The sequence below is a fragment of the Streptomyces sp. NPDC020489 genome (genome assembly GCF_044386545.1).
Lineage (GTDB): Bacteria > Actinomycetota > Actinomycetes > Streptomycetales > Streptomycetaceae > Streptomyces.
Map to the genome: position 1 here is coordinate 355239 of NZ_JBIRUZ010000005.1, position 13313 is coordinate 368551.

Here is a 13313-nt window from a genome sequence, read left to right on the forward strand (position 1 = left end):
CCCGTGCGCATGCACCCCCTGCGCGCCCTGTGCGGCACAGCCGCGCTCGCCCTCACCCTGCCCGTCCTGCACCCCGCCCAGGCCGCGGCCGCCGTCCCCACGTCCACGGTCTATCTCCAGAACTACGTCACCGGCCTGAACGCGGCCGACAGCGGCGGCACCGTCGCCGCGCACAACCCCAAGGGCAACGAGGACCACCAGCAGTGGACCCCGGTCGCCGTCAGCGGCGGCTACCAGTTCCAGAACGCCGACGCGTCCGGCACCTGTCTCGGCCGCAGCGGCACCTCGGCAGTCACCGCCTCGTGCGGCGCGGACGGCACCGCGTGGACGATCACGGCCGCCGCCGACGGTACGTACACCGTCTCCGCGCCCGGGACGTCGCAGTACCTCACCACCTCGCCCTCGAACTCCGCCGCCGTACAGCTCGGCCCGTCCGGCGACCTGGCCCGCTGGTACCTGACCCCGGCCGCCTACGCCACCACGCCGGCCTCCGGCGACACCCGCACTCTGGATCAGGTCACCTTCCTGACCTCGCACAACGCGTTCGCCAACAGCGCCGACGGCAACTTCGCCTCGTTCCCGGTCAGCCTGTTCCCCAACCAGAGCAACGGCATCAGCCGGCAACTCAACGACGGGGTACGCGGCTTCATGCTGGACGACTACGCCGTCTCGGGCCGGGCGGTGCTGTGCCACAACAGTTGCGGTGGCGTCAGCAACCCCGTGCCGCTGGCCACCGACCTCCAGCGGATGGTCGACTTCCTCAAGGCGCACCCGGGCCAGTTCGTCACCGTGTTCCTGGAGGACTACGTCTCCTCCGACGTACTGAAGTCCTCCCTCGCCTCGGTCAGCGGGCTGTACGACGTGCTGTACCGGCCCGACCAGGAGGGCGTGGCCACCAAGGGCTGGCCCACCATGGCCGATCTTGCCGCCCGCGGCAGACAGCTGCTGATCTTCAGCGACCGCACCCGGGCGAGTGACACCGCGAACGGCTGGACCACGCGGGACACCTTCGGGGTGATGTACCAGCGCGAATGGACCGTGGAGAACTACTGGTCCATGGGCGGCGGCATCGGCGGCTCCGACTGGTCCTGCTACAGCCGCTGGGGCACCGACAGACCGCTCACCACCGACTCGTCCGCCTTCCACCCCCTGTTCGTGATGAACCACTTCCGCGACTACCCCATGGCCTCCACCGCCTCGACGGACAACGGCAAACTCCTCAACCGCGCCCAGAACTTCTGCACCCCCGCCGCCCGCAAGAAGCCCACCTACCTCGCCGTGGACCGCTACGACCTGGGCTCCCCCACCCCGCTCGGCGCGGTCAACACCCTCAACACCTACGTCCTCACGCCCGGCCAGTGACCGGAGCCCGCCCCGCCGCGTGCGGGGCGGGCCGCCCACGGCTCCCGCGTGCACACCGATTGACGGGTGGACGTGCCCATGCCACGCTCCCAGTGGGAGCGCTCCCACCTCATGCGCACATCCCCCATCAGGAGCCGCTGATGCCCACGTTCGTCTCGCTACGTCACCACAGCAGGCCCCTCGCCGTCGCCCTGCTGACCAGCTCACTCCTCCTCGGTGGCGTCCTGACCGCCCCCACCGCCGCCGCGGCCACCAGCGCCGTGCGCGTGAACCAGGTCGGTTACCTGCCCGACGGGCCCAAGCGCGCCACGGTCGTCACCACGGCGGCCCAGTCGCTCACCTGGCAGCTGCGCAACGCCGCCGGCACCGTGGTGGCCTCCGGTTCCACCACCCCGCGCGGCGCCGACGCCCCCTCCGGCCAGTCCGTGCAGGTCGCCGACTTCTCGACGTACCAGACCCCCGGCTCGGGCTATGTCCTGACCGCGGACGGCAGCACCAGCGACCCGTTCGACATCCGCGCGAACCTCTACGACGGGCTGCGCTCCGACGCGATGGCGTTCTTCTACCACCAGCGCAGCGGTATCGCCATCGACGCCTCCCTGGTGGGCTCCGCCTACGCCCACACGGCCGGGCACCTCGGCGTCGCGCCGAACAAGGGAGACACCTCCGTCCCCTGCCAGTCCGGGGTCTGCGACTACACCCAGGACGTCAGAGGCGGCTGGTACGACGCCGGCGACCACGGCAAGTACGTCGTCAACGGCGGGATCTCCGCCTGGCTGGTCGTCAACTCCTTCGAGCGGGCCCAACGCGCGGGCACGGCGGGCGCCCTGGGCGACTCGACACTGCGGGTCCCCGAACGCGGCAACGGCACCCCGGACGTCCTGGACGAGGCGCGCTGGGAGCTGGACTTCCTCCTGCGGATGCAGGTGCCCGTGGGCAAGCCGTACGCGGGCATGGCCTTCCACAAGATCCACGACGCGAACTGGACCGGCATCCCCACCCGCCCGGAGCAGGACGGCCAACAGCGCGAGCTGCACCGCCCGTCCACCGCGGCGACCCTCAACCTCGCGGCGAGCGCCGCCCAGTGCGCCCGGGTCTTCCGCCCGTACGACGCGGCCTTCGCCGACCGCTGCCTGGCGGCCGCCCGCCGGGCCTGGACGGCGGCCCAGGCCAACCCCGCGATGTACGCGCCGGATTCCGACAGCACCGGGGGCGGGGCCTACGGCGACACCCGGGTCACGGACGAGTTCTACTGGGCGGCCGCCGAGCTGTACGCGACGACCGGCGAGAGCACCTACCGGGACGCCGTGACGTCCTCGTCCTGGCACACCTCCGCCGACGCCTTCACCTCCTACGGCTTCGGCTGGGCCGACACCGCCGCCCTCGGCCGGCTCACCCTGGCCACCGTCCCCAACGGGCTGCCCGCCTCCGACCTCGCGCGCGTGCGCACCTCGGTGACGTCGGCCGCCGACAACCACCTGTCCCGGATGGCCGCCCAGGGCTACGCCGTCCCCCTCCCGGCGGACGGGTACGTCTGGGGCTCCAACAGCATGGTCGGCAACAACGCGATCGTCCTGGCCGTCGCCGGGGAGCTGACCGGCAACGGGCGTTACCGCACCGGCGTGTTGGAGACGATGGACTATCTCCTCGGCCGCAACGCCCTCGGCCAGTCCTACGTCACCGGCTACGGCGAGAAGGACTCCCGCAACCAGCATCACCGCTTCTGGGCGCACCAGTCCGACGCCTCGCTGCCCAACCCCCCGGCGGGTTCACTCGCGGGCGGCCCCAACAGCGGCCTGCAGGACCCGGTGGCACAGCAGAAGCTGGGCGGATGCGCGCCCGCCGCCTGCTACGTCGACGACATCGGCTCGTACTCCACCAACGAGGTGGCGGTCAACTGGAACGCCCCGCTGGCGTGGCTGGCCGCCTACGCCGCCGAGCGGACGTCCACCGGCGGGGAACCGCCTGCCGCGGCGTGCACGGTGACGTACAAGGTGGACAACGCCTGGAGCGACGGCTTCACGGCGACGGTGTCCGTCAAGAACACGGGCCAATCCCCTGTCGAGGGCTGGCAGTTGACCTGGGGCTACCCGGGTGGCCAGCGTGTCACCAGTGCCTGGAACGCGACCGTCACGCAGAGCGGGACGGCTGTCGTGGCCCGCAACACCGACTGGAACCGGGTGATCGCACCGGGCGGGACGGCGAGTTTCGGGGTCCAGGGTTCGCTCAGCGGCGGCAATCCCGCTCCCGCCCCCTTCACTCTGAACGGGGGCGCCTGCGCCTGACCGGGCGGGTGGAGTGACACGTCCGCCCACGAACGGGGCGCCCTCGGAAAGGGCGCCCCGTCGTGGTGTCGTCGCCGACGATCAGTCAGCCGGGGTCAGGGCGACCTCGGCGCTGCCCGAGAGAGCCGGCAGGCCGGCCGGGGGCGTGTCGGTGTAGGTGGCGTTGAAGACCGCCTTCAGGTTGTCCGAACCACTGTGACCGCCGTCCACGAAGGTCTTGAACGACCCGGAGCAGCCGGTGCTCGTCGACAGCGGGTGACCGTGCGAGTCGTGGCCGAGGATGAACGAGACGGTGACCTTCGAGCAGTCCACCGGCTGGTCGTCGGTGACGGTGACCTGCCAGGTGACCGTGTCGCCCCAGTGGAACGGGGTGCCGCCGTGCGGAGCCGGGTCGGTGGTGAGGGCGACGACCGGCGCCTTGTTGCCGACCACCACGGGAACGGAGGCGGAGGCCGAGCGCCCGGTGCTGTCGGTGACCTTCAGCGTGGCGTCGTAGACACCGTTCTTGTCGTAGGTGTGCTTCGGGTTCGCCTCCCTGGAGTCCACGGTGCCGTCGGCGTCGAAGTCCCAGGCGTAGCGCAGTGCGTCGCCGTCCGCGTCCTTCGTGCCGGCGCTGGAGAACTGGACCGTCAGCGGGCTGGTGCCGTTGACCACGTCCGCGGCGACCTTGGGCTCCGGGGTGCGGTTGCCACGTGTGAAGTCGATGCGGGAGAGCTGGGCCTCGGGCAGCTCCGCGAAGTACCCGGTGCCGTACTCGAGGACGTACAGCGCGCCGTCCGGGCCGAACTCCGCGTCGATCGGGCCGTCCGTCTTGATCGAGGGGATGGCGTCCTCGATCTTCAGGACCTCGTTCTTCTTGCCGAGGGTGATGGCCTTCATCTGGTCACGGGTCCACTCGTAGAAGAGCGGCTTGCCGTCGAAGTACTGGGGCCAGCGGTTCGCGGCCTTGTTGTGCCGGTCGTAGCGGTACGCCGGGCCGCCCATCGGGCCGATGCCGCCGGTGCCGAGCTCGGGGAACTCCGCCGAGGCCCCGTAGCCGTAGACGATCTCCGCGTCCTCGACCGGGGGCAGCTCGCTGCGGCCGGTGTTGTGGCGGGAGTCGTTGACCGGCTTGGCGCAGTCGAACGCGCCGCTGGAGGTCTGGGTGGCGAAGTCGTAGTCCTGGTACGGCATGTCCTGGGTCACGCAGAACGGCCAGCCGTAGTTGGCGGGACGGTCGATGACCATCCAGCGTCCGTGGCCGGCGGGGCCGCGGCCCGGGTTGGCGGTGTTGGCGTCGGGCGAGTAGTCGCCGACATAGACCTCGCCCGTCCTGTCGTCCACGCCGAAGCGGAACGGGTTGCGCAGACCCATGGCGTAGATCTCGGGGCGGGTCTTCGCGGTGCCCTGCGCGAAGAGGTTGCCCTTCGGTATGGAATAGCCGCCGCGCGGCTTGACCTTGATGCGCAGCAGTTTGCCGCGCAGGTCGTTGGTGTTGCCCGCCGTCCGTCGCGCGTCGTAGGCCGGGTTGCGGTCCGGGCGGTCGTCGAGCGGGGCGTAACCGTCCGAGGAGAAGGGGTTGGAGTCGTCGCCGGTCGACAGGAACAGGTTGCCCTTGTGGTCGAAGTCGATCTTGCCGCCGACGTGGCAGCAGATGCCACGGTCGGCGGGCACGTCGATGACCTTCTGCTCGCTGGCGAAGTCGAGCTTGTTGCCCACGAGCTTGAACCGCGAAAGCCGTGTGACGCCCTTGTACTTGGCGAAGTCCTGGGCCGTGCCGAACTGCGGCGCGTCCCCCTCGTTGACGCCCGGGGTGGCCGGGTCGTCCACGGGGGTGTCGAGGCGCGGCGAGTAGTAGAGGTAGACCCAGCGGTTCTTGGCGAAGCCGGGGTCGAGGGCGATGCCCTGCACGCCTTCCTCGTCGTGCTGATAGAGCCCGGCGGGGCTCTTCTTCATGTCGGCGGCAAGGAAGTTCACGCCGCTCTTGGGGTCGTGGATGCGGACCTCTCCGGTGCGCGCCGTGTGCAGCACCCGCCGGTCGGGCAGGACGGCCAGAGCCATGGGCTCGCCGGGGCGGTCGTTGAGGGTGACCTTCTGGAAGTCCGACGAATTCGGCGGCACAGGGTCTGATTTGGCGGCTTCGGCCACGGAGAGCGGCAGGAGCCCGACGGCTCCGGCCAACGCAGCCGCACCCACGAGGGTGACGATCCGTCTGTTGCGCACTCAGAACTCCTTTGGTCTGGCATGCAGGTGAAAAGCCAGGCGAAATACGTGAGTTGGACGCCGTGCGATGGACGCTAGGGCGCCCACTTTCGACTCGTCAAGGACAAAGTCCCAAGCAATCCGAGGAAAGTTTGTCCCGTCCTTCGGGGTTGTCTTTCGTGGTTGTCTTGCGTGGTTCTGCGGGCGCACCCGGGGCCCGCCCCGCGCCAAGGCGCCGGGCGGGGAGTGTCAGTGACGCGTCGTCAGTTGCAGGCGCGCAGGGCCGCGAGGTTGTCGTAGCCGATCTTGGCGAACTCCAGGGACTGGCCGGGAGCGGTCGCACTGGGTGCGTTGTCCTGCTCCACCATCGGGTTGTGGTAGTTCTTCGCACCCACCCGGGTGAAGAACCTCCGGTAGTCGATGTCCCCCGTGCCGAACGGCACCATGTCGTAGCCCAGACCGCTCTGGAGGTTGACGACACCGTCCTTGGCGTGGAAGAGCGGGAACCGGTTGGTGTTGCGGACCACGAGTGCGGCCGGGTCGAAGACGTCCCTGCGCTGCGAGCCGTCGTGGGCGGTGTACGTGTGGAACTTGTACCGGGCCACGTGTGCCCAGAAGACATCCAGCTCCAGATACACGTTCTTGCGGTCCGTCACCTTCAGGAAGTACTCCAGCTTGCGGATCCCGGAGCTGCGGGTCGGCCGGCCCTGGGCGTCGAGGGGGCCGCCGTCGAGCAGGAAGTCATAGGCCGCGTCATGGTTGTGGGTGTAGAGCTTGATGCCCTCGCGGCGGGCGATGCCGCCCAGGATGTTCCACTTCTCCGCGGCCACGTCCCAGTCCGCCCGGTAGGGGGTGTTGGTGGGGTCGGCCCCGGTGCCCATGTGGGCCATGCCGAGGATGTTGGCGATCTCCAGGAACCGCTTGAAGGTGTCCAGGTCGGACGAGGTCAGCGGCCAGGACGGCGGGATGAAGCCGTGGCTGCCCTGCGCCCGCAGGCCGTACTCGTCGAGCCAGGAGCGCAGCAGCCTCGCGCCCGCGACGGTGCCCAGATCGGCGCCGCCGGGGGCGTTGGCGTGCTGGCCGTAACCGGCGAACTCCACCTGGCGGTAACCGAAGCGCGCCAGCTGCCGGAACACCTCGCGGAACCCGGAGGGCAGGTCGGAGGCGAGCGGGTCGCGGCTGATCGCGTCGCGGACGGTGTAGAGGATGATGCCGCGCTTGTGCGGCGGGACCAGCGCGGAACGGCCCCGGTCATGGTCGGCTGCCTCCGACCCGTCCTGCGCCAGGGCGGGGCCGGCGCCGAAGACAGGGGCGGCGATCGCCGCGGCGGTGACGGCCGTGCAAGTGCTCAGGAAACGACGGCGGTTGACGCCGAGCGCGCGGCGCAGGGAGTCGCCGGTGACGGCTTCGTCGTTGAACGCGGTCACAGTGGTTCTCTCTTTCGTTGTCACGGTGCTTCGGGTGTCTTATGCGTTGTCGCGGTTCTGGGGGTCTGAGTCGTTGTCGCGGTGCTTCGGGTGATTGTTGATTCGTTGTCGCGGCGCTGCGGGTGTCCGACGGCCCCCGCCCCTGGAGAGGCCGGCGGGCCGCGGGAGAAGGGACCTCACTTCGGCGGCAGCGACGTGGGCGGGCACTGCGCGGGGGGTGGAGACCAGGAGGAGCGGACCTTCGCCGTCACTCGGAGGGAGGCTGCGGTGGCTGCCGCAGATAGGTGCGGGGTGGAGCGTGGTGTCGGCGACCTCGCGGGGCTTGAGCCTTCCGCTCTGACGCGCGGAGCGAGGACGCGCATCACGGCCCCTCGGGCGCTTCGCCCGTCAGGGTCAGCACGCGGCCGAGGTCGTCGGGGACGTCACGGCCTGCGGCGGTGCGCTCGGCGGCGTAGGCGCCGAGCATGCGGGCGAGTTCACCGTCGCCGGCCGCCCGCCGCGCCAAGTCGGCGACAGCGTCCACGGGGACGCCTGTGAACAGACACTTCAGAACGGCGTGCCGCCAGGCGTGCGGATCGAGGTGGGCGGCGGCGTATGGGCCGACGGCGGCGGTGATGAGCCGCGTGTCGTTGCTGCGCAGGGCGTCCTCGACGAGGTGCAGGGCGTCCGGTCCCTCGACCAGGGTCGGCAACGCCCGGAGCACGGCGCGGCGTTCGGCGGCACTGCCCTGCTGGTAGAGCCGGGTCAGGGTCTCGGGTCTCGCCCGGGCCTCGACCAGCAGCAGCGTACGGACGGCGTCCGCGTGCTCGTGGCCGCAGTGCCGTCCGGCGGCGGCGAACCGCGACTCCCAGCTGTGGGCGAGGTCCGGGGAGGGGGCCGCGGGCGGTGCCTGGGCGGCGGACGCGGCCTCCGCCAGCGCCTCGTCGAACCAGGCGCGCGCGGTGCCCGCGGGCAGCGAGGCGGCGACGTCTTCACGGGTCCAGGGAGCGGTGTGCGTCATGCCGCCGTCGCCTCTCGCGTGGTGGCTCCCGCGTCACGGAGGAACTCCATTGATGTGCGGGCGAGTTCAGGCCCGGCGTGGGAGTGGCGGGGCAACTCGACGACGGTCAGGCCCTGGTACCCGGTGGCGGCGAGGGCGTCCAGCACGGGCGGGAAGTCGATCTCGCCGTCACCGAACGGCAGATGCTCGTGCACCCCGCGACGCATGTCCTCGATCTGCACATGCCGCAGCCAGGGCCCGGCCGCGCGGACGCACTCGGCGGGCGGGTCCGGCTCCAGGCACTGGCAGTGGCCGATGTCGAGGGTCAGGCCGAGCGCGGGAGGGTTGCCGAGCGAGGTGCGCAGGTGATGGAAGTCGGCGAGGGTGGCCAGGAGATGGCCCGGTTCGGGTTCGATCGCGAGCGGTATGCCGGCGGCGGCAGCGGCGTCGAGCACGGGCCCGAGGGCCTCGCGCAGCCGCTGCCACGCGGTGTCGTCGTCGGTGCCGGGCGGGGTGATGCCGCTGAAGCAGTGCACGGCGTGCGCTCCGAGGTCGGCCGCGACCCTGACCGCCGTGGTCAGCAGCCGGGTGCGGGCGGCACGCGCCTCGGGTTCCGCGTCCAGCAGTGACGGGCCGTGCTTGCGGCGCGGGTCGAGCACATAGCGGGCGCCTGTCTCGACGGTCGCGGTCAGCCCCAGTTCACCGAGCCGACGGGCGACCCGGGCCGTGCGGGCGGCGAGATCGGGGGCGAGCGGGTCGAGGTGCATGTGGTCGAGCGTGAGACCGACGCCGTCGTACCCCAGGTCCGCGAGCAGACCGAGGGCGTCGTCCAAGCGCAGGTCGGTGAGTCCGTTGGTGCCGTAGCCGAGGCGGAGTCGCTGTCGGGGGCTCATGTGAGGCTCACCTTCCGTGCGAGGGTGCGGGTCACGGGGACGAGGCCCAGCAGGGCGAGGGCGGTGATGTTCGCCCCGGCCCGGGTGGCGAGCGTGGCTTGGAGCGGGATCAGGGCACGGGTGCCGCCGCCGACGGCACCTTGGGCGGGCCTCGCTACGGGCGCCGCGAGGCGGGTCGGCCGGAGGCAGATCACTCTGCCTCCCGTAGGCGGTCGGCGAACGTCAGCAGCGCGGTGAACTGCTCCGCGAGGCCGGACGGTCCCGCGTCGGGATCCTTGAAGTAGAAGCCCAGTTCCGGTAGCGGACCGGACAGTCCCGCCTCGTGGGCGCGGGCGACCAGGCGGGCCAGGTCCAGCACGAGCGGTGCGGCGAGGGCCGAGTCGCACCCCTGCCAGATGGTCTGGAGGATCATGCGTGAGCCGAGGAAGCCTTCGAAGGCGATGTGGTCCCAGGCGGTCTTCCAGTCACCGAGCACCGGTACGTCGTCGATGTGCACCTCGCCCTGCGGGGTGTACCCGAGGGTCTCGGCCAGGACCCGCTCCTTGCCGGCGTTCTTCGCCGCGGCAGCCCCCGGGTCGGCCAGCGCCGCCCCGTCACCCCCGCCCAGCAGGTTGGTGCCGGACCAGGCCCGCACCTCGAGGGCGCGTTGGACGAACATCGGGGCGAGTACGGCCCGCAGCAGCGTCTGGCCGGTCTTGCCGTCACGGCCCGCGTGAGGAAGTCCCCGCGCGGCCGCGGCGTCGGTGAGGTGCGCGGTGCGCAGCCCGGTGGACGGGGTGAAGTTGACGTAGGGGCAGCCGGCGCGCACGGCGGCGGCCGCGTACAGGGAGCTGGGCGGGAGACGCTCGGCGCCGGGCGCGGGCAGGGGTTCGGTGGAGGAGACGTTGACGACGACCACCCGTGCCAGTGCGTTGCGCTCGCGGAACGAGGTGAGGTCGGTGGCGAAGTCCTCGATGAGTTCCTCGTCGCTGCGTGCGTCGTCCGGGAGCGGGCCGCCGGGCCGTATCTCCGCGTCCGCGGCCTGGAGTTCGGCGCGTGTGGCGGGGGCCAGGCCGTGCGGCAGGACGCCCGCCTCGGTGAGGTGTTCGGCGCGCTTGGGCAGCGGGCAGTGGGCGGTGTCGTGGCCGCCGAAGACGAGTGAGGCCAGCGGGGGCAGGCCGGTGCCGTCGAACGGCGGTGTCTCGGTGACCATGCCGGTCGGGGCGTGCAGTCCGGCGGTGACGGCCGCGCACCCGGCGACGGCGGTGGTGGCCACCGATCCGCGGGCTCCGACGAACCAGACGCCGGTGCGTGCGGTCCGCTCACGGATCTGGGGCTCCGATGCGTTCCCGTCGTGGTTCACGGGCTGCCTCCCTGCCATGTCGAAGTTCCGATGTGGTGTGGAGGACGGTGGGTGGGGGCGCGGTGGCCTCCCGCCCACCGCCGGCATTTGGGCGGCTTTGGCCGCGGCCCAGGAGCTGTCTCCGTGGTCGGCGCGGTTACGGCGTGCGAGTGGGCGGCATAGGGACCGCCGGTGAGACGTGCGGGATACCCGAAGGCCTTGGCCCTGCGCTGGGCAGGGGCCCTCCTTCACAGGTCGGTCGGTCGAGCGATGTGCCGCCCGGTCCGAATGAGCCGTCAGTTTCGAACCACCGTGTGGTTCCTGTGCACGAGGGGACCGTAGCCCCGTTCGTCCCCGACCGGAACCCCTTATGCACGAAGAGCGCCAACTTCCTCCAGGGTCAGGACAAAGGAGAGTTGAGGGCAGCACGGATCGGCCCGGCGGCGCTACCGCCACCGGGCAGCGGCGGAGCACCTGGTCGGCGCCGCCTGTGAATGCCGCAAGCGGGGTTTCTGACGGCTCCCTACCGGACTTCGGCTTCGACGGCCTGGACGGGGGTGTAGACGGAGTTCTTCTGCGCGCTCTCCTCGACCGCCGCGAGGACGCGCTGGACCTGGAGTCCGTCGGCGAACGACGGCATCGGGTCGGTGCCGGACGCGATGGCCTCGACCAGGTCGCGGGCCTGGTGGACGAAGGTGTGCTCGTAACCGAGGCCGTGGCCCGGCGGCCACCAGGCGGCCAGGTAGGGATGTTCGGCCTCGGTGACGACGATCCTGCGGAACCCGGCCGTGGCGGCGGCCTCCCGGTGGTCGTGGAAGGACAGCTCGTTGAGCCGCTCCAGGTCGAAGGCGAGGGAGCCGTACTCGCCGTTCACCTCCAGTCGCAGGGCGTTCTTGCGTCCGGTCGCCATCCGGGTCGCCTCGAACGTGGCGAGCGCCCCCGAGGCGAGCCGACCGGTGAACACGGCCGCGTCGTCGACCGTCACCGGACCGCGCCGGGTGCCGCCGGAAGCGCTCAGCCCGGAGGAGGGGCCGTCGAGGCGGGGACGCTCCTTGACGAAGGTCTCGATCTGGGCGGAGACCCCGACCAGCGTCTCGCCCGCCAGGTACTGGGCGAGGTCGACGATGTGCGCACCGAGGTCGCCGAGCGCCCCGGACCCCGCATGCTCCCGCTGCAACCGCCAGGTCAGCGGGAAGTCGGGGTCGACCAGCCAGTCCTGGAGATAGCTCACCCGCACGTGGCGTAGCGTGCCGAGCCTGCCGTCCGCGATCAGGCGGCGGGCGAAGGCGAGGGCGGGCACCCGCCGGTAGTTGAAGCCCACCATGGCCAACTGCCCGCGTGCGCGGGCCGCTTCAGCGGCCGTGACCATGGCCTGCGCCTCGGCGACCGAATTGGCCAGCGGCTTCTCGCACAGCACGTGCTTGCCCGCCTCCAGTGCCGCGATCGCGATCTCCGCATGGCTGTCGCCCGGTGTGCAGACGTCGACGAGCTGCACGTCGTCGCGGGCCACGAGGGCACGCCAGTCGGTCTCCGCCGCCGCCCAGCCGTGCTTGTCGGCCGCCGCCCGCACCGCGATCGGGTCGCGGCCGGCGATCGCGGCCATGACCGGCCGCAGCGGCAGGTCGAACACGCGCCCAACGGTGCGCCACCCTTGTGAGTGGGCGGCGCCCATGAACGCGTAACCGACCATGCCCACACCGAGTGCCGGCGCTGCGGTCCCAACGTCCCTGTGTTCCATACGGATTCCTCCTCGTCGGAGTGTCACTGACTCAATCGCTGTGTTGGCGGGGCACGCGGCCCGGGCCAATCAGACGAAGCCGGTCGGCAGGTACTGCTCGACGTTGTCCTTGGTGACCACGGCCGAATAGAGGGTCAGCGAGGACGGGATCTCGAACTCTGCGAGCCCGCCGACACCCTTGCCCTGGCCGAGAGCACGGGCCAGATCGATGGCGGACGCGGCCATCGTCGGCGGGTACAGGACGGTCGCCTTGAGCACGCTGTCACCCGCCTTGATGGCGTCCATCGCGGACTTGGCGCCCGCGCCGCCGACCATCAGGAAGTCGTCGCGGCCGGCCTGGTCGATGGCGCGCAGCGCGCCCACGCCCTGGTCGTCGTCGTGGTTCCACAGCGCGTCGAACTTGGACTGGGCCTGGAGGAGTTGGGCCATCTTGGCCTGTCCGGACTCCACCGTGAAGTCGGCGGCCTGCCGGGCCACCTTCTTGATGTTCGGGTAGTTCTTCAGCGCGTCGTCGAAGCCCTTGGTGCGCTGCTGGGTCAGCTCCAGGTTGTCCAGGCCGGCCAGTTCGACGACCTTGGCGCCCTCCTTGCCCTTCAGCTGTTCGCCGATGTAGTGGCCCGCGTTCAGGCCCATGCCGTAGTTGTCGCCGCCGATCCAGCAGCGGTACGCCTGCGGAGAGGCGAAGACGCGGTCCAGATTGACGACGGGGATGCCGGCCCGCATGGCCTGGAGGCCGACCTGGGTGAGCGCCTTGCCGTCGGCGGGCAGGACCACCAGGACATCGACCTTCTTGTTGATCAGCGTCTGGATCTGGCCGATCTGCTGGGCGGTGTCGTTGGAGCCCTCGGTGATCTCCAGAGTGACGTCGGAGTACTTCTCGGCTCGCGACTTGGCGTTGTCGTTGATCGCGTTGAGCCAGCCGTGGTCGGCCTGCGGTCCCGCGAAGCCGATGGTGACCTGCTTGCCGGGCTTGTCGTCGGCGACCGGCACGTTGTCCGCGGCCTGTTCCTGGTCCTTGGGCTCGTTGCTGGTGCAGGCCGTCAGCAGTGCGCCGGCGGACACGGCCGCGGTTCCGAACAGGAGTGCTCTGCGGCTGGTGGCGGGGGTTCTTGCCATGGCGGATCGAC

At 71.0% G+C, this 13313-nt stretch carries 10 protein-coding genes; 2 read left to right on the top strand and 8 right to left on the bottom strand.

Going from position 1 to position 13313, the window contains the following annotated elements; all coding sequences use genetic code 11:
- The first annotated feature begins 9 nt into the window (after positions 1-9).
- Together ACH41F_RS15570 and ACH41F_RS15575 are read left to right on the top strand one after the other, a co-directional pair.
- The gene (locus ACH41F_RS15570) at positions 10-1362 is read left to right on the top strand and encodes an RICIN domain-containing protein (RefSeq protein ID WP_391231532.1); all 1353 of its coding nucleotides are present in this window, start codon (positions 10-12) and stop codon (positions 1360-1362) included.
- Positions 1363-1502: 140 nt separating this feature from the next.
- Positions 1503-3647 (top strand): glycoside hydrolase family 9 protein, encoded by a 2145-nt coding sequence (locus ACH41F_RS15575; RefSeq protein WP_398835860.1) that lies wholly within the window; start codon positions 1503-1505, stop codon positions 3645-3647.
- A gap of 81 nt (positions 3648-3728) precedes the next feature.
- Here the strand turns inward: ACH41F_RS15575 and ACH41F_RS15580 are convergent, their stop codons facing one another.
- From ACH41F_RS15580 to ACH41F_RS15615, 8 genes are all read right to left on the bottom strand, one after another.
- A complete protein-coding gene (locus tag ACH41F_RS15580) occupies positions 3729-5849 on the bottom strand; it encodes a PQQ-dependent sugar dehydrogenase (RefSeq protein WP_391230977.1) in 2121 nt (706 codons plus the stop codon).
- 242 nt (positions 5850-6091) lie between these two features.
- Positions 6092-7255: a sugar phosphate isomerase/epimerase family protein gene (locus ACH41F_RS15585; RefSeq protein WP_398835863.1), complete on the bottom strand. Its 1164-nt coding sequence runs from the start codon at positions 7253-7255 to the stop codon at positions 6092-6094.
- 361 nt (positions 7256-7616) lie between these two features.
- Positions 7617-8255 carry an EboA domain-containing protein gene (locus tag ACH41F_RS15590; RefSeq protein ID WP_398835866.1) on the bottom strand — a complete coding sequence of 213 codons (639 nt, stop codon included), beginning with the start codon at positions 8253-8255 and terminating at the stop codon, positions 7617-7619.
- Positions 8252-9127 carry a sugar phosphate isomerase/epimerase family protein gene (locus ACH41F_RS15595; RefSeq protein ID WP_398835869.1) on the bottom strand — a complete coding sequence of 292 codons (876 nt, stop codon included), beginning with the start codon at positions 9125-9127 and terminating at the stop codon, positions 8252-8254. Before ACH41F_RS15595 ends, ACH41F_RS15590 begins: the two co-directional genes overlap by 4 nt.
- On the bottom strand, positions 9124-9321 hold the full coding sequence (locus ACH41F_RS15600) for a hypothetical protein (protein ID WP_398835872.1): 198 nt from the start codon (positions 9319-9321) through the stop codon (positions 9124-9126). Before ACH41F_RS15600 ends, ACH41F_RS15595 begins: the two co-directional genes overlap by 4 nt.
- On the bottom strand, positions 9318-10469 hold the full coding sequence (locus ACH41F_RS15605) for an inositol-3-phosphate synthase (protein WP_391230972.1): 1152 nt from the start codon (positions 10467-10469) through the stop codon (positions 9318-9320). The genes ACH41F_RS15600 and ACH41F_RS15605 overlap by 4 nt, the downstream gene beginning before the upstream one ends.
- Positions 10470-10971: 502 nt before the next feature.
- The gene (locus tag ACH41F_RS15610) at positions 10972-12186 is read right to left on the bottom strand and encodes a Gfo/Idh/MocA family oxidoreductase (RefSeq protein WP_391230971.1); all 1215 of its coding nucleotides are present in this window, start codon (positions 12184-12186) and stop codon (positions 10972-10974) included.
- 69 nt (positions 12187-12255) lie between these two features.
- Entirely contained in the window at positions 12256-13302 is a 1047-nt protein-coding gene (locus ACH41F_RS15615; RefSeq protein WP_398835877.1) for a substrate-binding domain-containing protein, read from the bottom strand.
- Between the last annotated feature and the right edge of the window lie 11 nt (positions 13303-13313).